Annotated in this window: 12 protein-coding genes; 7 read left to right on the top strand and 5 right to left on the bottom strand. The window is 71.6% G+C overall.

From position 1 onward, the window contains the following. Positions 1-81 precede the first annotated feature (81 nt). The gene (locus ABZ454_RS14275) at positions 82-864 is read left to right on the top strand and encodes a protein phosphatase 2C domain-containing protein (protein WP_359537987.1); all 783 of its coding nucleotides are present in this window, start codon (positions 82-84) and stop codon (positions 862-864) included. A gap of 41 nt (positions 865-905) precedes the next feature. Here the strand turns inward: ABZ454_RS14275 and ABZ454_RS14270 are convergent, their stop codons facing one another. Further along, the gene (locus tag ABZ454_RS14270; protein WP_356323116.1) at positions 906-1,388 is read right to left on the bottom strand and encodes a MarR family transcriptional regulator; all 483 of its coding nucleotides are present in this window, start codon (positions 1,386-1,388) and stop codon (positions 906-908) included. A 238-nt stretch (positions 1,389-1,626) separates the two neighbouring features. Between ABZ454_RS14270 and ABZ454_RS14265 the strand changes: the two genes are divergently transcribed. Both ABZ454_RS14265 and ABZ454_RS14260 read left to right on the top strand, forming a co-directional pair. Then, positions 1,627-2,472, top strand: a complete 846-nt coding sequence (locus ABZ454_RS14265) for a lysozyme (protein ID WP_359537985.1) — start codon at positions 1,627-1,629, stop codon at positions 2,470-2,472. A 278-nt stretch (positions 2,473-2,750) separates the two neighbouring features. Further along, entirely contained in the window at positions 2,751-3,431 is a 681-nt protein-coding gene (locus ABZ454_RS14260) for a polysaccharide deacetylase family protein (protein WP_359538075.1), read from the top strand. A gap of 221 nt (positions 3,432-3,652) precedes the next feature. Here ABZ454_RS14260 and lon read toward each other — a convergent pair whose 3' ends face one another. After that, positions 3,653-6,073, bottom strand: a complete 2,421-nt coding sequence (gene lon, locus ABZ454_RS14255) for an endopeptidase La (RefSeq protein WP_356323120.1) — start codon at positions 6,071-6,073, stop codon at positions 3,653-3,655. A 437-nt stretch (positions 6,074-6,510) separates the two neighbouring features. Between lon and ABZ454_RS14250 the strand changes: the two genes are divergently transcribed. The 4 genes from ABZ454_RS14250 (at position 6,511) to ABZ454_RS14235 (ending at position 13,348) form a co-directional block, all read left to right on the top strand. Then, complete coding sequence (locus ABZ454_RS14250; RefSeq protein WP_359537982.1) at positions 6,511-7,206, top strand: spermidine synthase; 696 nt, start codon at positions 6,511-6,513, stop codon at positions 7,204-7,206. 232 nt (positions 7,207-7,438) lie between these two features. Further along, positions 7,439-8,176, top strand: coding sequence for a response regulator transcription factor (locus ABZ454_RS14245; protein ID WP_024491908.1), 738 nt, complete (start codon positions 7,439-7,441; stop codon positions 8,174-8,176). Further along, positions 8,173-9,249, top strand: coding sequence for a HAMP domain-containing sensor histidine kinase (locus ABZ454_RS14240; RefSeq protein WP_356323124.1), 1,077 nt, complete (start codon positions 8,173-8,175; stop codon positions 9,247-9,249). The genes ABZ454_RS14245 and ABZ454_RS14240 overlap by 4 nt, the downstream gene beginning before the upstream one ends. 277 nt (positions 9,250-9,526) lie before the next feature. After that, positions 9,527-13,348: a multifunctional oxoglutarate decarboxylase/oxoglutarate dehydrogenase thiamine pyrophosphate-binding subunit/dihydrolipoyllysine-residue succinyltransferase subunit gene (locus tag ABZ454_RS14235; RefSeq protein ID WP_359537979.1), complete on the top strand. Its 3,822-nt coding sequence runs from the start codon at positions 9,527-9,529 to the stop codon at positions 13,346-13,348. 81 nt (positions 13,349-13,429) lie between these two features. On the opposite strand, the gene fxsT is transcribed toward ABZ454_RS14235, so the two are convergent. From fxsT to ABZ454_RS14220, 3 genes are all read right to left on the bottom strand, one after another. Then, positions 13,430-16,423 carry an FxSxx-COOH system tetratricopeptide repeat protein gene (fxsT, locus tag ABZ454_RS14230; RefSeq protein WP_359537977.1) on the bottom strand — a complete coding sequence of 998 codons (2,994 nt, stop codon included), beginning with the start codon at positions 16,421-16,423 and terminating at the stop codon, positions 13,430-13,432. 80 nt (positions 16,424-16,503) lie between these two features. Then, positions 16,504-17,883 carry an HEXXH motif domain-containing protein gene (locus ABZ454_RS14225; RefSeq protein ID WP_359537975.1) on the bottom strand — a complete coding sequence of 460 codons (1,380 nt, stop codon included), beginning with the start codon at positions 17,881-17,883 and terminating at the stop codon, positions 16,504-16,506. After that, positions 17,880-19,097, bottom strand: a complete 1,218-nt coding sequence (locus tag ABZ454_RS14220) for an FxsB family cyclophane-forming radical SAM/SPASM peptide maturase (protein ID WP_359537973.1) — start codon at positions 19,095-19,097, stop codon at positions 17,880-17,882. Before ABZ454_RS14220 ends, ABZ454_RS14225 begins: the two co-directional genes overlap by 4 nt. Between the last annotated feature and the right edge of the window lies 1 nt (position 19,098).

Below are 19,098 nucleotides of genomic sequence, written 5' to 3'. Positions count from 1 at the left end.
CGACCTGCCCGTCTGACCTGCTGGTACGGGCCAATGCCCGGTCCGTGCAGGCTCCGTGAAGGCATCGTGCAGACTGGCCGCATGCGCATCGAACTCGCCACCGCCGCCGGCGCCGCCGGACGTCCGAACGAGGACTGGGCCGCCACCGTCCTGCCCGCCTCCGGCCAGGGTGGGGGGCTCGTCGTGCTCGACGGGGTGACTCCGCCGCGGGGTGACGACGGTTGTGCGCACGGGGTCGCGTGGTTCACGGCGCGACTGGGCGGTTCCCTGGTCGAACTGTCGGGTTCGCGACGGGATCTGCCCCTGCGGGAGATCCTCGCGGAGTCCATCCGGCGCACCGCCGACGCCCACCGTTCCTCGTGTGACCTTTCTCACGTGCGCACACCTCAGGCGACGGTTGTCCTGGCGCGTTGGGACGAGTCCGAGGTCGAGCATCTGGTGCTGTCCGACTCGGTGCTGCTGTTCGAGTCGCCGGACGGCGCCGTCCGCGCCCTGCTGGACGACCGGCTCGACCGGCTGCCACCGGGCTCGCTCGCCTCCGAGGCGAGCGCCGACGCGGTCCGGAACAAGGAGGGCGGCTTCTTCACCGCCGCCGCCGATCCGGCCGTGGCGGACCGCGCGGTCACCGGGCGGACGCCGCGCGCCGAGGTGCGGGCCGTCGCCGCGATGACCGACGGGGCGAGCCGCTGGACGGAGGTGTTCGGCGAGGGCGACTGGGCGGACTGCCTCGGCGTGCTCCACAAGGAGGGCCCCCAGGGGCTGATCGACCGGGTCCGGACCCTGGAGGGCGCGGACACGGACCGTACGTACCTGCGGCGGGGCAAACGGCACGACGACGCGACGGCGGTCTACGCGCAGCTGTGATCCGTCCCGCGCACCCGGCGCCCCCGCGGCGGCGGCCCGCCTCAGCCCTCGGCGCGGGCGTTCAGCTGGTGCAGCAGCCGGGCCAGCTCCGCCACCTCGGCACGGTCCCAGTCGGCGAGCTTGCGCACATAGCGGTCACGACGCGCGTCCCGGACGCTGCGGAAGCGGGCGAGACCCTCTTCGGTGAGGTGGACCAGGAACGCCCGGCCGTCGGCCGGGTCGGGCTCGCGCGCCACCAGCCCGAGGTCTTCGAGGGCGCGCAGTTGACGGCTCATGGTGGCCTTGCCGACGCCGAAGTACGAGGCGAGGTCGGTGGCCCGCTGGCGGCCGGCCGATTCCAGTCGCACGAAGAGACCGTAGGCCGCCGCCTCCAGTTCGGGGTGCACCTCGCGCGCCATTTCACCGGAGTTGGCCCGGGCGCGCCGCAAGAAGACCGCCAACTCCAGCTCCAGGGCGAGGAATTCGTGGTCCACACCACTTCCTCCGGCTGCGCCGGGTTCACTCGCGCTTTCGCTCCCGTGCACGTCAACACCCCTCATGAGCTTTCCCGCCGCTGAAAGTTTCTTCCGCCGCCGGCCATCACCGCAGCTCCGCCAGTATTTCGCAGGAGTAGACCAACGGCACCGCCCAGGCCCCCTTCCGCCGCCCGGTCTACGTGCGTAGCGTCATGTGTGGCATGTTCACACCATGACTTGCCGCCAGGGTGCGTCCGTCGCGCCCAGGGTCAGCAGATCCCCCCACCGAGGCCTCGGAGGCACGCCAATGCCCGTGCACAGATCCGGCTCCAAGACAGTCCGCCGCTCGCGCTTCGCCGCGGCGGGAACGCTGCTCGCAGCTCTCTCCCTCCTCGTCGCCCTGCCCGGCGCCGCCGGCGCGGCCCCCACCGCCGGGGACCCCACGAAGCCCGCCCGCGGCACGGCCACGATGGGCATGGGCGTCGTCGCCCATGACGGCCAGGGCGGACTGCCCACCACCCGCGCGGTCCAGACCGAGGGCGTGGACGTGAGCAGCCACCAGGGCAACGTCGCCTGGTCGACGCTCTGGAACAGCGGTGTGAAGTGGGCCTACACCAAGGCCACCGAGGGCACGTACTACACGAACCCGTACTTCGCCCAGCAGTACAACGGTTCGTACAACGTCGGGATGATCCGCGGCTCGTACCACTTCGCCACGCCGGACACCACGAGCGGCGCCGTCCAGGCCAACTACTTCGTGGACCACGGGGGCGGCTGGTCCAGGGACGGCAAGACGCTGCCGGGCGTGCTCGACATCGAGTGGAACCCGTACGGCGCGCAGTGCTACGGCAAGACCGCGGCCGGAATGGTCTCCTGGATCCGTGACTTCGTGAACACCTACAAGGCGCGTACCGGACGCGACGCGGTCATCTACACCGCGACCAGCTGGTGGCAGGCCTGCACGGGTGACAACGCGAGCTTCGGCGCCACCAACCCGCTCTGGGTGGCCCGCTACAACACCACGGTCGGCACACTGCCGGCCGGCTGGGGCTACTACACGATCTGGCAGTACACCTCGTCCGGCCCGACGGTGGGCGACCACAACCACTTCAACGGCGCCCTCGACCGCGTACAGGCGCTGGCCAACGGCTAGCCCCCGCCCCGCCCGTCCCTCCCCCGGAGCCCGGTGACGCACCCCGTCGCCGGGCTCCACCCTGTCCCGGCCCCGGTGGCCCGCCGCACCCGAAGGCCCTCACCACCCCCTATACATCGCATGTATACGCACTATGTATAGTCCTGGCGGTGCGCACGTGCGTGCGGCGTAAGCGACAAGGGGAGTGACCTGCCGTGCCCAGTAGGACGAAGTCGATCGGTACGGGGTTGGCCCTCGCGCTTGTGACGGCCCTCACGCTGACGCTGAGCGGCTGCTCGATGGAGACCACGGCGCCCGGGTCCGCCCGCGGCGACGCCGGCTCGGACGCCAAGGGCTCGTTCGGCCCGGTGGACTGCCGCACGGCGAAGTGCATAGCCCTGACCTTCGACGCGGGGCCGGGTGAGGACACCCCCGAGCTGCTGGACACCCTCAAGCGGGAGAAGGTCCACGCGACGTTCTTCCTGCTGGGCAAGAACCACGTGAAGAAGCACCCCGAGATCGTCCGCCGGATCGAGGCGGAGGGGCACGAGGTGGCCAACCACACTTGGTCGCACGAGATCCTGACGGACAAGAAGCCCGCGGAGATACGCGCCGAGCTGAAGAAGACGCAGGACGCGATCGAGGCCATCACCGGCAAGAAGCCGCGGCTGATGCGCCCGCCGCAGGGCCGCACCGACGACACGGTCTCCGCGATCAGCAAGGACCTCGGGCTCTCCCAGATCCTGTGGAGCGCCACCGCCAAGGACTACTCGACGACCGACCCCGCCCTGATCAAGAAGCGGATACTGGACCAGGCGAGCAGGGACGGCATCATCCTGCTGCACGACATCTACAAGGGCACGGTGCCCGCGGTGCCCGGCATCATCGACGAGCTGAAGAAGCGCGGCTACACCTTCGTCACCGTCCCGCAGCTGATGGCACCCGCCGAGCCGGTCCCGGGCACCGTCTACCGCCCCTGAGCCGTCCCGGCCCCGCACCGTCCGGGGCTCCGGCCCGGCGCACCGGGGCCCCTGCCGCCGCCGGTCCCCCGCCCCTTGCCCCCCGCCCCAGCCCCCGGCCCCCGCACGGCGACCCTGGACAGCGAACCCCCGGACACGCGGAACGGCCCGCCTCCCGTGAGGGGAGACGGGCCGCCCGTACCGGCCGTGTCCGCAGTGCCACGTCCGTCACGCCGTGACAGCTACGCCGCGGCCGGGATCCTCCGCTCCGCCGGGGCCGTGGCCGGGGCGAGGGCGATCTCCAGGACCTGGCGGACGTCCGTGACCGGGTGGACCTCCAGCGTGTCCAGCACCTCGGCGGGGACGTCGTCCAGGTCGGGCTCGTTGCGCTTCGGGATCACCACGGTGGTGATGCCGGCCCGGTGCGCGGCCAGCAGCTTCTGCTTCAGGCCGCCGATCGGCAGGACCCGCCCGGTCAGCGACACCTCACCGGTCATCGCCACATCGGTACGCACCAGCCGCCCGGAGAGCAGCGACGCCAGCGCCGTGGTCATCGTGATGCCGGCGCTCGGACCGTCCTTCGGCACCGCGCCCGCCGGGAAGTGGATGTGCGCACCGCGGTCCTTCAGGTCCGCGACCGGCAGTTCCAGCTCGGCGCCGTGCGAGCGCAGGAAGCTCAGCGCGATCTGCGCGGACTCCTTCATGACGTCGCCGAGCTGACCGGTGAGGGTCAGTCCGGACGCCCCGGTCTCCGGGTCGGCGAGCGACGCCTCGACGAAGAGCACGTCACCGCCCGCTCCGGTCACCGCGAGTCCGGTGGCCACGCCCGGCACCGCGGTGCGGCGCTCGGCCGGGTCCTGTGCGGACTCGGGGACGTGGTGCGGCCGGCCGATCAGCCCGCGCAGGTCGTCCGCGGTAACCGTGAACGGCAGTTCGCGGTCGCCCAGTTCGTGCTGGGCCGCGACCTTGCGCAGCAGTCGCGCGACGGCCCGCTCCAGATTCCGGACGCCGGCCTCCCGCGTGTACTCGCCGGCCAGCTTGCGCAGCGCGGACTCGTCGAGGGTGACCTCGGCCTGCTCCAGACCGGCCCGCTCCAGCTGGCGCGGGAGCAGGTGGTCGCGGGCGATGACGACCTTCTCGTCCTCGGTGTAGCCGTCGAGCCTGACCAGTTCCATCCGGTCGAGCAGTGCCTCCGGGATGGATTCCAGGACGTTGGCGGTGGCCAGGAAGACGACGTCGCTGAGGTCGAGTTCGACCTCCAGGTAGTGGTCGCGGAAGGTGTGGTTCTGCGCGGGGTCGAGCACTTCGAGGAGGGCCGCGGCGGGGTCGCCGCGGAAGTCGGAGCCGACCTTGTCGATCTCGTCGAGCAGGACGACCGGGTTCATCGAACCGGCCTCCTTGATGGCGCGGACGATGCGCCCGGGCAGCGCTCCGACGTACGTACGCCGGTGGCCGCGGATCTCCGCCTCGTCCCGGACACCGCCGAGCGCGACGCGGACGAACTTGCGGCCCATGGCGTGCGCCACGGACTCGCCGAGCGAGGTCTTGCCCACGCCGGGCGGGCCGACCAGGGCCAGCACCGCACCGCCACGCCGGCCTCCGACCACACCGAGTCCCCGGTCGGCACGCCGCTTGCGCACCGCGAGGTACTCGGTGATGCGCTCCTTCACGTCCTGCAGCCCCGCGTGCTCGGCGTCGAGGATCTCCTGGGCGCCCTTGATGTCGTAGGCGTCCTCGGTCCGCTCGGTCCACGGCAGTTCGAGGACGGTGTCCAGCCAGGTCCTGATCCAGGAGCCCTCGGGGCTCTGGTCGGAGGAGCGCTCCAGCTTGTCGACCTCCTTGAGCGCGGCCTCGCGGACGTGCTCGGGGAGGTCGGCGGCCTCGACGCGTGCCCGGTAGTCGTCGGACTCGTCCTCCGGGTCACCGTTGAGTTCGGAGAGTTCCTTGCGTACGGCGTCGAGCTGGCGCCGCAGCAGGAATTCGCGCTGCTGCTTGTCGACGCCCTCCTGGACGTCCTTGGCGATGGACTCGGCGACATCCTGCTCCGCGAGGTGCTCGCCGAGCCACTGGATGGCGAGCTTCAGCCGGGCGACCGCGTCGGCGGTCTCCAGCAGGCGCACCTTCTGGGCGGTGGAGAGGAAAGGGGAGTACCCGGAGTTGTCGGCGAGCGCGGAGACGTCCTCGATCTGCTGGACCCGGTCCACGACCTGCCAGGCGCCGCGCTTCTTCAGCCAGCTGGTGGCGAGCGCCTTGTACTCCTTGACCAGCTCGGCGACGGCTCCGGGAAGGGGTTCGGGGACGGAGACGTCGACCCGGGTCCCTTCCACCCAGAGCGCGGCGCCGGGACCGGTCGTCCCCGCCCCGATCCGCACGCGGCCACGTCCGCGGATGAGGGCGCCCGGGTCGCCGTCCGAAAGCCGGCCGACCTGTTCGACGGTTCCGATCACACCGATCCCGGTGTAGGTCCCGTCGATACGCGGAACGAGCAGCACCTCAGGCTTGCCGCCGCCCTCACGGGCCGCTGCCTGCGCGGCCTCCACCGCGGCACGCACATCACTGTCGGACAGGTCCAGAGGCACCACCATCCCGGGCAGCACGACCTCGTCATCGAGCGGCAGCACAGGCAGGGTGAGCGGAGTGACCGCATTGGACTCAGTAGCCATGATCTCCCCTTCGGCAGTCAAGTTGAGCTATGCAGACTCAATGCTCCTGAGTGGCTCATTGTTCCCGCAGGCGTGTTCGCTGTGAGCGATCACGGGATCGGCTGCCGGTGCGCTCTGTGCAACGCCGGACGCGCCCGGCGTAGTCCCCGCCCGGCGGTCCTCGCGCGCGGGGGCGGCGACATCCCGTGGAGGACGACGACCGCGCCGGACAGGACGGCTCCATCACCGGCGGGGGCTCCACGCCGTGACCACCACCACGCCGTACGTCCGGCTCCGCCCCGCACATGAACAGGGGCCGGCGGCCGGACGCGTCGCCCACCCGGGCCGCATCCCGCGGCCCCCCGATGGGGGCGGTATCCCGCAAACCGCTGGCCCGGCCGCCGCCCGGCGGGACAGGATGGCCGGGACACCGACCGCCACCACCGGAGATCAGCGCCATGCCCCACACCTTCGGCCCCGACGCCCTCGCCCCCGTCACCCTGGACCGTCGCGAGGGGCCGCACGGGGAGGTCGTCCTGCGCAGGCGGGGCGACGACTTCGAGATCATCGCCAACGGGTGCTTCCTGATGGACACCTCGGACGGTCGTTCCGAGCGGCTGCTGATCGACGCCGCGCTCGACGCGCTGCCCGCCGGCCGGCCCGCGCCGGCGGTGCTCATCGGCGGGCTCGGGGTCGGGTTCTCGCTCGCCCGGGCCGCCGCCGAGCCGAGGTGGGGGCGGATCGTGGTGGCCGAGCGGGAGCAGGCCATCGTCGACTGGCACCGGGGCGGACCCCTGGCCGCGATCTCCGGGGCGGCGCTCGCCGATCCGCGGACCGTCGTCCTGACGACGGACCTCGTCGAGCACCTCCGTACGACTACGGACCGTTACGACGCACTGTGTCTGGACATCGACAACGGCCCGGACTGGACCGTCACCGAGGACAACGGACATCTGTACTCCCCCGCCGGGCTCGCCGACTGCCTCGCGCGGCTCACGCCGGGCGGCGTGCTCGCGGTGTGGTCCGCACAACCCTCCGACGCGTTCGAACAGGCCTTGCGAGATGCCGGATTCCATGGGGTACGGACGGAAGAGGTAGGCGTTGCCCGGGGTGTGCCCGACGTGGTCCATCTCGCAATTCGAGCGGGCCGGTAACCCCCCGCCGGGTATGCGGGCCCCGGGACGCCCGGGGGCCAAGCGCCACAAGCGCGACACTCCGCCTCCGCCGCACCCCCGGCCGGGCCCCGCGGCCTTGCACCCTGCGTAGCCGGGAGCCCTCCGCTGCCTTTACGCTGCTGACCGATAGCGGGATCACCCACGAAAATTCACGAGCGAAAACCGTACGTCCGGGGGAATGGCCTCCGTGAGAACGGGCAGGGGCGGGGCGATGGAACAGACACACACCACCCACACAGGCGTAGCGGCCACCCCGGGCGCTCAGCGCCGCGTGCTGGTGGTCGAGGACGACGCCACGATCGTCGATGCCATTTCCGCCCGCCTGCGGGCCGAGGGCTTCCTGGTGCAGACCGCGCTCGACGGCCCGGCGGCCGTGGACGCGGCCGAGGCCTGGCAGCCGGACCTGATGGTGCTCGACATCATGCTTCCCGGCTTCGACGGCCTGGAGGTCTGCCGTCGCGTGCAGGCCCAGCGCCCGGTGCCGGTGCTCATGCTGACCGCCCGGGACGACGAGACCGACATGCTCGTCGGCCTCGGCGTCGGCGCCGACGACTACATGACCAAGCCGTTCTCCATGCGTGAGCTGGCGGCCCGCGTCCACGTCCTGCTGCGCCGGGTGGAGCGGGCCGCGCTGGCCGCCGTGACGCCCCGCAGCGGCATCCTCCGCCTCGGTGAGCTGGAGATCGACCACGCCCAGCGCCGGGTGCGGGTCCGTGCCGATGACGTGCACCTGACGCCGACCGAGTTCGACCTGCTGGTCTGCCTGGCCAACACCCCGCGCGCGGTGCTCTCGCGGGAGCAGCTGCTGGCGGAGGTCTGGGACTGGGCGGACGCCTCGGGCACCCGTACCGTCGACAGCCACATCAAGGCACTGCGCCGCAAGATCGGCGCGGAGCGGATCCGTACCGTGCACGGCGTCGGTTACGCGCTGGAGACCCCCGCGCCATGACCGCGCCCGGACCGGGGCTGCGGCCGTTCTCCATCAAGGCCAAGCTGGGCACGCTGGTCGTGGTGTCGGTGTTCATCACGACCGGGCTGCTCATGGTGGCCGTGCGCACGCGCACCGAGCTGCGGTTCATCACGGTGTTCTCGGTGATCGCGACCCTGCTGATCACCCAGTTCGTGGCGCACGGCCTGACCGCGCCGCTGGACGAGATGAGAGCGGTGGCCCGGTCGATCTCGCACGGCGACTACACCAGACGGGTGAGCGGCGCCGACCGGCGCGACGAGCTCGGCGACCTGGCGCAGACGATCAACCTGATGGCGGACGATCTGGCGGCCGTGGACCGGCACCGCAAGGAGCTGGTGGCGAATGTCTCACATGAGCTGCGCACGCCCATCGCGGCGCTGAGGGCCGTGCTGGAGAACGTCGTGGACGGGGTGTCCTCGGCCGATCCGGAGACGATGCGGACGGCCCTGAAACAGACGGAGCGGCTCGGACGGCTGGTGGAGACGCTGCTGGACCTGTCCCGGCTCGACAACGGCGTGGTCACGCTGAAGGCGGGCCGCTTCGAGGTGTGGCCCTATCTGTCGGGGGTCCTCAAGGAGGCGAACCTCGCCGCGGCACACCGCCGGCTGTCCTCGGGCTCCGGCAACCACTCCCGCAAGGACGTCCATCTGCACCTGGACGTGTCCCCGCCGGAGCTGACCGCCCACGCGGACGCCGAGCGGCTGCACCAGGTGGTCGCCAACCTGATCGACAACGCGGTGAAGCACAGCCCGCCGCACGGCCGGGTCACGGTGCTGGCGCGCCGCGGTCCGCAGCCCGAGTCGCTGCACCTGGAGGTCCTGGACGAGGGCCCCGGCATCCCGGAGTCCGAGCGGCACCGGGTCTTCGAGCGTTTCAACCGGGGCGAGGTGCCCTCCCCGCACGGTCCGGGCAGTGACGGCGGTACGGGGCTGGGCCTGGCGATCGCCCGCTGGGCGGTGGATCTGCACGGCGGCCGGATCGGTGTGGCCGAATCAGCGCGCGGCTGCCGTATACGCGTCACTCTTCCGGGGATCCCTCAGCCGCGAGGTTGACATAGGGTTCGAACCGGAGGGACGCGTTCTACGTGTTCTGCCTGTGTGTGTTCAGTTCTGTTCAAGGGGTACGGTCCAAGGGGCCGTAACTGCGGTCTCGCGTACCCGGAGTGAAGCGGAACCAAGCTTGTTTCCCGCCATTTCCTGCCCCGAAACCCGACTTTCGATGTGACTTGCACGACGAAGACCGGCCCGGCCTGCAGGGAACGGCCGGGGAGGCGTAGCCTTGATTTCCGCTGTCCATCACCTTGTGAAGCGGAAGAGGGCGGTTGCCGCCGTGTCGTCTCAGTCCCCCAGTAACTCGAGCATCTCGACCGACCAAGCCAGCCCGGGTACGAACCCGGCCGCTGCCTTCGGCCCCAATGAGTGGCTCGTCGACGAGATCTACCAGCAGTACCTCCAGGATCCCAATTCGGTCGATCGCGCCTGGTGGGACTTCTTCGCCGACTACAAGCCGGGTACGTCCGGCACGGCGGACAAGCCCGTTCCCGGCGCCGCAGCCGCGGGGGCTGCGGTGCCCGCGGCCCCGGCCGCCACCGCGCCCGCTCCCACCACCCGGACCGCGCCTGCCGCACCTGCGCAGCCCGCGGCCCAGGCCCCTGCCGCACCGGCGCCCGCGCCGGCCGCGGCCGCACCCGCCGCCCCGGCGGCTCCGGCGAAGGCCGCTCCGGCGAAGACCGCACCGGCCCCGGCCGCGAAGGCTCCCGCCGCCCCGGCCACCGAGGCCCCGGCCGGTCCGGAGTACGTCACGCTGCGCGGCCCCTCCGCCGCCGTCGCGAAGAACATGAACGCCTCGCTGGAGCTGCCGACGGCCACGTCCGTCCGAGCCGTCCCGGTGAAGCTGCTCTTCGACAACCGCATCGTCATCAACAACCACCTCAAGCGCGCCCGCGGCGGGAAGATCTCCTTCACGCACCTCATCGGGTACGCGATGGTGCAGGCCCTCAAGGCCATGCCGGCGATGAACTACTCCTTCGCGCAGAAGGACGGCAAGCCGACCCTGGTCAAGCCGGAGCACGTCAACCTCGGCCTCGCCATCGACCTGGTGAAGCCGAACGGCGACCGCCAGCTGGTCGTCGCGGCCATCAAGAAGGCCGAGACGCTCAACTTCTTCGAGTTCTGGCAGGCCTACGAGGACATCGTCCGCCGGGCCCGCAACGGCAAGCTCGGCATGGACGACTTCACCGGCGTCACCGCCTCGCTGACCAACCCCGGCGGCATCGGCACCGTCCACTCGGTGCCCCGCCTGATGCCCGGACAGGGCCTCATCATGGGCGTCGGCGCGATGGACTACCCGGCCGAGTTCCAGGGCACGTCGCAGGACACCCTGAACAAGCTGGGCATCTCCAAGGTCATGACGCTGACCTCGACGTACGACCACCGGGTCATCCAGGGCGCCGCCTCCGGCGAGTTCCTGCGGATCCTGGCCCAGCTGCTGCTCGGCGAGAACGAGTTCTACGACGAGATCTTCAAGGCGCTGCGCATCCCCTACGAGCCGGTCCGCTGGCTCAAGGACATCGACGCCTCGCACGACGACGACGTCACCAAGGCCGCGCGGGTCTTCGAGCTGATCCACTCCTACCGGGTCCGCGGCCACGTCATGGCCGACACCGACCCGCTGGAGTACCACCAGCGCAAGCACCCCGACCTGGACATCACCGAGCACGGCCTCACCCTGTGGGACCTGGAGCGGGACTTCGCGGTCGGCGGTTTCGCCGGCAAGACGATGATGAAGCTCCGCGACATCCTCGGGGTGCTGCGGGAGTCCTACTGCCGCACCACCGGCATCGAGTTCATGCACATCCAGGACCCGAAGCAGCGCAAGTGGCTCCAGGACCGGGTGGAGCGTCCGCGCCCCAAGCCCGAGCGCGAGGAGCAGCTGCGCATCCTGCGCCGGCTGAACGCCGCCGAGGCGTTCGAGACCTTCCTGCAGACGAAGTACGTCGGCCAGAAGCGGTTCTCGCTGGAAGGCGGCGAGTCCGTCATCCCGCTGCTCGACGCGGTCATCGACTCCGCCGCCGAGGCCCGCCTCGACGAGGTCGTCATCGGCATGGCCCACCGCGGCCGGCTGAACGTGCTGGCGAACATCGTCGGCAAGTCGTACGCGCAGATCTTCCGGGAGTTCGAGGGCAACCTCGACCCGAAGTCGATGCACGGCTCCGGCGACGTCAAGTACCACCTGGGCGCCGAGGGCACCTTCACCGGTCTGGACGGCGAGCAGATCAAGGTCTCGCTGGCCGCCAACCCCTCGCACCTGGAGGCGGTCGACCCGGTCCTGGAGGGCATCGCCCGCGCCAAGCAGGACATCATCAACAAGGGCGGCACGGACTTCACCGTCCTGCCCGTCGCGCTCCACGGCGACGCGGCCTTCGCGGGCCAGGGCGTCGTCGCCGAGACGCTCAACATGTCGCAGCTGCGCGGCTACCGCACCGGCGGCACCGTGCACGTGGTGATCAACAACCAGGTCGGCTTCACCGCCGCCCCGGAGTCCTCGCGCTCCTCGATGTACGCCACCGACGTGGCGCGCATGATCGAGGCGCCGATCATCCACGTCAACGGTGACGACCCCGAGGCCGTCGTGCGCGTGGCGCGGCTCGCCTTCGAGTTCCGTCAGGCGTTCAACAAGGACGTCGTGATCGACCTCATCTGCTACCGCCGCCGCGGTCACAACGAGGGCGACAACCCGCAGTTCACCAACCCGCAGATGTACACCCTGATCGACAAGAAGCGCTCGGTGCGCAAGCTGTACACCGAGTCCCTCATCGGTCGCGGCGACATCACGCTGGAAGAGGCGGAGCAGGCGCTCCAGGACTTCCAGGGCCAGCTGGAGAAGGTGTTCGCGGAGGTCCGCGAGGCCACTTCGCACCCGGCGCAGCCGCATGTGTCCGAGCCCCGGGCCGAGTTCCCGGTGGCCGTGACCACCGCGATCTCCCAGGAGGTCGTGAAGCGGATCGCCGAGTCGCAGGTCAACATCCCGGACCACATCACCGTCCACCCGCGCCTGATGCCGCAGATGCAGCGCCGTGCGGCCTCCGTGGAGGACGGCACGATCGACTGGGGCATGGGCGAGACCCTGGCCATCGGTTCGCTGCTGATGGAGGGCACCCCGGTCCGGCTCGCCGGCCAGGACACCCGCCGTGGCACGTTCGGCCAGCGCCACGCGGTGCTGGTCGACCAGGTGACCGGCGAGGACTACACCCCGCTGCTCTACCTGACCGACGACCAGGCCCGTTACAACGTCTACGACTCGCTGCTCAGTGAGTACGCGGCGATGGGCTTCGAGTACGGCTACTCGCTGGCCCGCCCGGAGTCGCTCGTCATCTGGGAGGCCCAGTTCGGTGACTTCGTCAACGGCGCGCAGACCGTCGTCGACGAGTTCATCTCCTCGGCCGAGCAGAAGTGGGGCCAGACCTCCGGCGTCACGCTGCTGCTGCCGCACGGCTACGAGGGCCAGGGCCCGGACCACTCGTCCGCCCGCCCGGAGCGCTTCCTCCAGATGTGCGCGCAGGACAACATGACGGTCGCGATGCCGACCCTGCCGTCGAACTACTTCCACCTTCTGCGGTGGCAGGTGCACAACCCGCACCACAAGCCGCTGATCGTCTTCACCCCGAAGTCGATGCTCCGCCTCAAGGCGGCGGCGTCGAAGGCGGAGGAGTTCACCACCGGCGGCTTCCGCCCGGTGATCGGCGACGACTCGGTCGACCCGAACGCGGTCCGCAAGGTCGTCTTCTGCGCCGGCAAGGTCTACTACGACCTGGACGCCGAGCGTCAGAAGCGTGGCGACACGGAGACCGCGATCATCCGTCTGGAGCGCCTGTACCCGCTGCCGGGTGCGGAGCTCCAGGCCGAGATCGCCAAGTACCCGAACGCGGCGAAGTACCTGTGGGCCCAGGAGGAGCCGGCCAACCAGGGCGCCTGGCCGTTCATCGCCCTGAACCTGATCGACCACCTGGACCTGGCCGTCGGCGCCGACATCCCGCACGGTGAGCGCCTGCGCCGCATCTCGCGGCCGCACGGCTCGTCCCCGGCGGTCGGCTCGGCCAAGCGCCACCAGGCCGAGCAGGCACAGCTGGTCGCGGAGGTCTTCGAGGCCTGACCGGTCGACCTGGGTGCGAAAGGGGCCCGGCCCGCGAGGCGATCGCGGGCCGGGCCCCTTCGCGTGCGGGCCTGGGCCGTGTCAGACGATCAACGGCTCGAAGTCCCAGTAGGGGCGGTTGCGGGAGCGGGCCGAGACGGTGTGGACGTGCTGTGCCCCGAGCGTCGCCACGAGGTCGCCCAGGGCCTCGCTCTCGATCTTCTCGGCCTTCTGCCGTTCCCGCAGGCCGCGCAGGTCCGCGGCGTGGGCGATCCGGGCGGAGAGCGTCAGCGGGTGGGTGCGGCCGAGCACCTCGACGGCCCGGGTGACGACCGAGTCCGTCAGCGCGGCGGCCGACTCCGGGTCACCCACCAGGTTCCGCACCGCCGAGGCGTTGACGGCGCAGCCCAGGGTCCAGGGGTGGTTCTCGCCCACGGCCCGGGTCATGGCGGCGAGCGACTCCTCCAGGAGCGCGTGGGCGTGCTCCCGCTCTCCCACGTTGCGCAGGATCAGGGCGTGGTTGGAGCGGGTCCCCGCCACATAGGGGTGCTCCTCGCCGAGCATGTCGGCGTAGCCGGCGACGGCCTTCTCGCTTATGGCCCTGGCCTGGTCGATGTTGGCGTGCTCCCGGGCGAAGCAGCTCTGTCCGGCCGCGAACATCATGGTCAGCGGGTGGCTCTCGCCGAGGACCCGTTCGCATCGTTCCAGGACGCGGGTGAACAGGGCCGCGGCCTTGGTCCGCTCCCCCGAACGGTAGTGGCACAGCGCGAGGTTGAACTCGGCCCGCAGGGTCTGCGGGTTGTCCGGCCCGAGGACGCGCCGGTGCACCTGGGCGCTCTGGTTCTGGAGCGACATCGCCTCGCCGTAACGGCCGAGCAGCCGCAGGTCGGTGGCGTAGTGGATCTCGGACGACAGGGTCCAGGTGTGCCGTTGGCGCAGGAGCTGGCGGCGGGAGTCCAGCGTCCGCCGGTTGAGTTCCAGGGATTCCTGGTACCGGCCCAGGAGCCGCAGGGTGACGGCCAGGTTGTTCTGCGCGTTGAGGGTGCGCGAGTCCTGGTCGCCCAGCAGTTCGTGGTACGAGGAGGCCACCCAGGTGGAGATCTCCAGCGCCTCGTCGTACCGTCCCAGGCCGCGCAGGTCCGCGGCCAGGCCGCTGGCGGCGCGCAGGTGCTCCAGGTCCTGGGGGCCGCGCTCGGCCCGCAGGTGGTCCACCGCCGCGCGTTCGATGGCCTCCGTACCCGCGTAGTCGCCGACGGCCCTGAGCAGGTTGGCGTAGTGGTAGCTGAGGTCCCAGATCCTGGGGTGGCTCTCGCCGAGGAGCTCCCGCCAGGCCGTCATGGCGCGTTCGCCGAGCTTGATGCCGGCCCGGTACTCCCCGGAGAAGTACATGTAGCGCAGGCAGTTGAGCACGAGGGTCTGCACGGCAGGGTCGGTGCTCCTGAGGACGTCGGCCCACTTCAGGTGCGGGGTGATCTCGGCGTACGTGGGCCACAGGCGGGTGTCGATGGGCCGGCCGGGGTCGGCGGCCGCGAGGGCCCGTCGGACGACGTCGATGAACTCCTGACGGTCCTGTTGCGCCATGTCGTGGCCGACGATCTGGTGGACCATGCGGTGCATGTAGAGCGATTCGCCGGACGACGCCCCGTCCACGCCCGCCTCGTGCGACTCCAGCCGCACCACGGAGTACTGACGGAGCTGGCCGATCGCCTTGTTCCACAGCAGCGGGTCGTTCATCAGTCCCGCCACCTGTTCCGGCAGCTCCCCCGGCGGCATCTCCTTCAACAGCCGTACGGGGATGGACCCGGGGGCGAAGAAGCTGCACAGGCGCAGCAGGTCGACGGATTCGGGGACGGTGTCCTTGAGCTTGTTCAGCAGTATCGACCAGGCGGTCTGGAAGGCGAGCGGGAAGTCCGCGGAGACCTTGACCACGTCCTGGTCGATCCCGCCTTCGAGGAGGCCGATGTACTCGTCGACCGAGAGGTCGGAGTCGTTCAGCCATCCGGCGGTCTGGTCGAGGAGCAGCGGCAGGTCCTCGAGGGCGTCGGCCAGCTGGTCGGCCTCGGCGGGGGTGAGTCGCGGTGCGCGGCGGCGGACGAAGGCGACGGATTCGTGGCGGGTGTAGACGGGGACCTCGACGAGGTCGCTGTTGTGCTCGCTCCACTCCGGGTTGCGGGAGGTGATCAGGACGTGTCCGGGTCCGGTGGGCACCAGGTCCCAGATCTGGTCGGGTTCGTCCGCGCCGTCCAGGATCAGCAGCCAGTGGGCGTGCGGGTCGCCGCGGCGCAGCGCGTCGCGCACGGCGCGCAGCCGTTCGCCGTACTCGGCGCCGGTGGACAGGCCCAGTTCGGGCGCGAGTTCGGCGAGCTTCTGCCGGTAGAGCGCACGCCGGTCGGCGGGCACCCACCAGACCACGTCGTACTCGGAACCGAAGCGGTAGACGTACTCGGCGGCCAGCTGGGTCTTGCCGACGCCTGACATGCCGTGCAGGGTGACGACCCCCGCGCCCGGTCCGGCCTCCTGGAGGGACCGGTACGCCTTGCTGAGGAGCTCCTCGCGCCCGGTGAACCGGATGTTGCGGCGTGGTACGCCGCCCCACACCTGGGGGGTCTCGGCCGGGTAGCGGGGGCCGGGCCGGGCCTCGACGGCCTCGGGCAGGGGATCGGCGGGCAGGCACAGGCGGGCCAGGAGCCGCCGCTCGGCCTCGTCGGCGCCGACATGGGTGAAGTCGGCGGCGCCGAAGACCGAGGTGGCGCCGGGCAGCGCGGAGGTGGTGACGCAGACCGCGGCGAACCGGTCGGGGTCCGGGGCGACCACGGCGCGCAGCGCCCTGTTCCACTCGTCGTGGCTGCGCGGGCCGAGCTGGAAGTACCAGTCGCTGAGGATCACCAGGATGCGTCCCTGGGCGAGCGTCAGATCCCGCAGGGACTCCTCCAGCGGGATCTCGACCGGCGGGTCCCAGCGCTGCTGGCGCACCGTCACGCCACGCCGTTCCAGACGGTCCGTGATCCATGCCGACCAGGCCCGGTTGAAACCGGCGAAGCTGATCGTGACGGTGTGCGTCCCGGCTACCCCAACTGACCTGTGTGCTCCGGGCATTCAACCGTCTCCCTGCCTCGGTACGAGCTTTTTCAACATACACCGGAGCGTGGCCGCTCCAGCCGGTGTCCCGCATGCGCTCACTGCCTTCGCGAGCCGTTCCTCTGCTGCCATATCACCTTGGCGGTGCTCACGTACGCCTGTGCGCGCGCGAGGTGCCCCGGCGGGGGCGGGGAATCGTCCAGACGGTGGTAGAGCGAGATCATCTCGTTGACCAGCACCCGGCCCTCGCGGGACAGCGCCGCCGATCCGGCCAGTACGGGCAGCACCGCGCCGACCTGTTCACGGCAGCGGGCGTGCTCGGCCCAGGCCAGGTCCCGGTGGACGACCCGGCGCGCGTGGAGCGCGTACCGCTGCCAGTAGTCGGCGAGCGCGAGGTGCGAGTACGTGCCGTGCAGGAGACCGTCGAAGGGCCGGGGGTCGGGGCGCCAGGGGGCGAAGTGGCGTGGGGTCGCGTCCTCCCGGTGCAGCGGTACGAGGTCGGCGAGGCCGGAGAGTTTGGTGTGCTGGAGCTCGTGGACGAGGGTCGCGGCGAAGTAGAGGGGGGTGGCCGGTCTGCTGCTGAGGACGGCGCCGAACGCCTCCCGCCTGGTTCCGCTGCAGTGCGCGGACCCCTCGCCCCCCGAGCCGGGCGGGGTGTCCAGCGGGACGACGCAGCGCAGCAGCACGGCCGCTTCGGTGAGGCGGTGGTCGCCGCCGATGCGCAGGAGGGGCTCCACTCCGGTCCAGGACTCGGCCCAGGCCTTGCGTTCCTGGTCGTCGACGGGGGCCGCGCTCAGCCCGTGGCTCGGGAGCCCGTCACCCCCGGCGCCGTAGGGGTCGACGTCGTCCAGGGGTACGGGGCGGGAGCCGGGCAGTGCGCCGGGCAGCATGAGCACCGGCAGCCAGCGGGGGTCGGCCGAGGTCAGGGCGCCGTCCGGCTGGGTCCGTACGGTCAGGGCCGGGGCGCCGGCCGGCCGTAGCGTCAGCTCGCCGTCCGCGTGGCTGAGTTCGACCGGCCCGGGTCCGGACCGGACCGCTCCCAGGGTGGGCAGGGAGGCCAGCGGGCCGTGGGGGCGGAGCCGGACGGCGCAGGGCATCCCCGCCCGGATCGCGGCCGCTGCCGCGAGTGCGGTCAGATGCGCCAGGTCGTCGAGGAGGCCGGGGCCCGCGGGGCGCGTGCCGATGAGGCCGGCCAGGAGCCGCTGCGCCCAGGGGCCGGCCAGGGGGTGGAACAGCACGGTGCGCACCGCGGGGCGGTCGGTGCGCTCGGCGGCTTCCAGCAGCGCCCAGTCCTCGCGCAGCCGGTCCAGCAGCGGGGGCGGGCACACGTGCGCGGGGGCGGCGGCGGCCGCGTCGAGCACGGCCCTGAGGAGGACCAGCCGTCGGGTGTCCTGGGCCCGGGCGAGCAGGGCGAGGGTGGCGGGGCCGCCCTCGGTCCGGCCGAGTTCGCGCAGTACGGAGTCGGGGACGGCGGTCATGGGGGGTCTCCTGCGGTTGCGTCGGCGAGCCTGTCCGCCACGTGCCGGACCAGCCGTTCGAGGTCGGCGCAGTAGACGGAGGGGTTGGCGAAGCCGTTCTCCGCGCGGTAGCGGTGGGCGTAGTGCCCGCCGCCGCACACCCTCAGCAGCGGGCAGGCGCGGCAGGCGGCGGCGAGTGCGCCGGCACCCGCCTGGCGGGCGGCGACACCGGGGTGGCGCAGGGCGTCGTCGAAGGTGTGCCGGAAGACGTCGAGGCCGGTGGCGGCCGCACCGTCGTAGGCGGACTTGAGCGAATCGACCTGTTCGATGGACCCGTCCGTCTCGATCACCACGGCGTTGAGGGGGTCGAGGCCGAGGGACTCGGTCGCGGCGGGCAGGCCGATCAGCAGGGCGAGGCACTCCTCGAACAGCCGGATGCGGGTCTCCCTCCGGGCGGCCGGCCACCAGCGGTCGAAGACCGCGCACAGCCAGTCGCCGTACGGTGTGGCGCGGCCGGACCCCGGCCCCCTGGAGGTGTCCGTCAGGTCCGGCAGCCCGGGCGGTGGGCTGGTCCAGTTGCCGTGCGGCAGCAGCAGATGGAGCGCCGGTGGGCGCAGGGCGAGCAGCGACTCGTACAGCTCCACGGGGTCGGTGCGCGGGTCGACGACGGTGAGGATGCCGGCGTACGCGTCGGGGTGGTGGTCGGCGAGGAGCCGGGCGCCGCGCGAGGCGGCGGGCCAGGAGGGGCGGCCCGCGTGGTCGGCGCGCTGGGTGTTGTGGGCGGGCAGGCCGCCGTCCAGGCTGATGCCGATGCGTATGCCATGCCGGGCCAGCGTGGTGATCCGCGCGTCGGTGAGCAGGGTGGCGTTCGTCTGCACGACGGCGTGGACGGTGCAGCCGGCGGGCGCGCGCTCGCGCAGCCGGTCGGCGAGGGCCGCCAGCCGGCCGGGGCCCGCGAGCAGGGGTTCGCCGCCGTGCATCACCAGGGCGACGTGCCGGAGCCGGTGCGCGGCCGCGTGTTCGGCGATCCGGTCCGCGGCACGGTCGAGGACCGCGGGTGACGCCGCCGCGGGGCGGGCGCGCCAGGTCCGGTCGGGGCCTTCGTACAGGTAGCAGTACCGGCAGGCCAGGTTGCAGCGGCCGTGCACCTTCACGATGAACTGCCCGAAGGGCACAGGCGGCGCCGTGACCGGCCGTGTCCCGGTCCGCGGGTGCGGCGCTGTGGGGTCGGCCATC

The sequence above is a fragment of the Streptomyces sp. NPDC005803 genome (assembly GCF_040630435.1).
In the GTDB taxonomy this organism is placed as follows: Bacteria; Actinomycetota; Actinomycetes; order Streptomycetales; family Streptomycetaceae; genus Streptomyces.
Note: the sequence above shows the minus strand (reverse complement) of the source record. Positions and strands in the feature narration are given on the sequence as shown.

Excerpts from the sequence above, each read along its gene's own strand:
- ABZ454_RS14275 (WP_359537987.1), top strand. The coding sequence starts at position 82 with ATGCGCATCGAACTCGCCACCGCCGCCGGCGCCGCCGGACGTCCGAAC.
- ABZ454_RS14265 (WP_359537985.1), top strand. The coding sequence starts at position 1,627 with ATGCCCGTGCACAGATCCGGCTCCAAGACAGTCCGCCGCTCGCGCTTC.
- ABZ454_RS14260 (WP_359538075.1), top strand. The coding sequence starts at position 2,751 with ATGGAGACCACGGCGCCCGGGTCCGCCCGCGGCGACGCCGGCTCGGAC.
- lon (WP_356323120.1), bottom strand. The coding sequence starts at position 6,073 with ATGGCTACTGAGTCCAATGCGGTCACTCCGCTCACCCTGCCTGTGCTG.
- ABZ454_RS14250 (WP_359537982.1), top strand. The coding sequence starts at position 6,511 with ATGCCCCACACCTTCGGCCCCGACGCCCTCGCCCCCGTCACCCTGGAC.
- ABZ454_RS14245 (WP_024491908.1), top strand. The coding sequence starts at position 7,439 with ATGGAACAGACACACACCACCCACACAGGCGTAGCGGCCACCCCGGGC.
- ABZ454_RS14240 (WP_356323124.1), top strand. The coding sequence starts at position 8,173 with ATGACCGCGCCCGGACCGGGGCTGCGGCCGTTCTCCATCAAGGCCAAG.
- fxsT (WP_359537977.1), bottom strand. The coding sequence starts at position 16,423 with ATGCCCGGAGCACACAGGTCAGTTGGGGTAGCCGGGACGCACACCGTC.
- ABZ454_RS14225 (WP_359537975.1), bottom strand. The coding sequence starts at position 17,883 with ATGACCGCCGTCCCCGACTCCGTACTGCGCGAACTCGGCCGGACCGAG.
- ABZ454_RS14220 (WP_359537973.1), bottom strand. The coding sequence starts at position 19,097 with ATGGCCGACCCCACAGCGCCGCACCCGCGGACCGGGACACGGCCGGTC.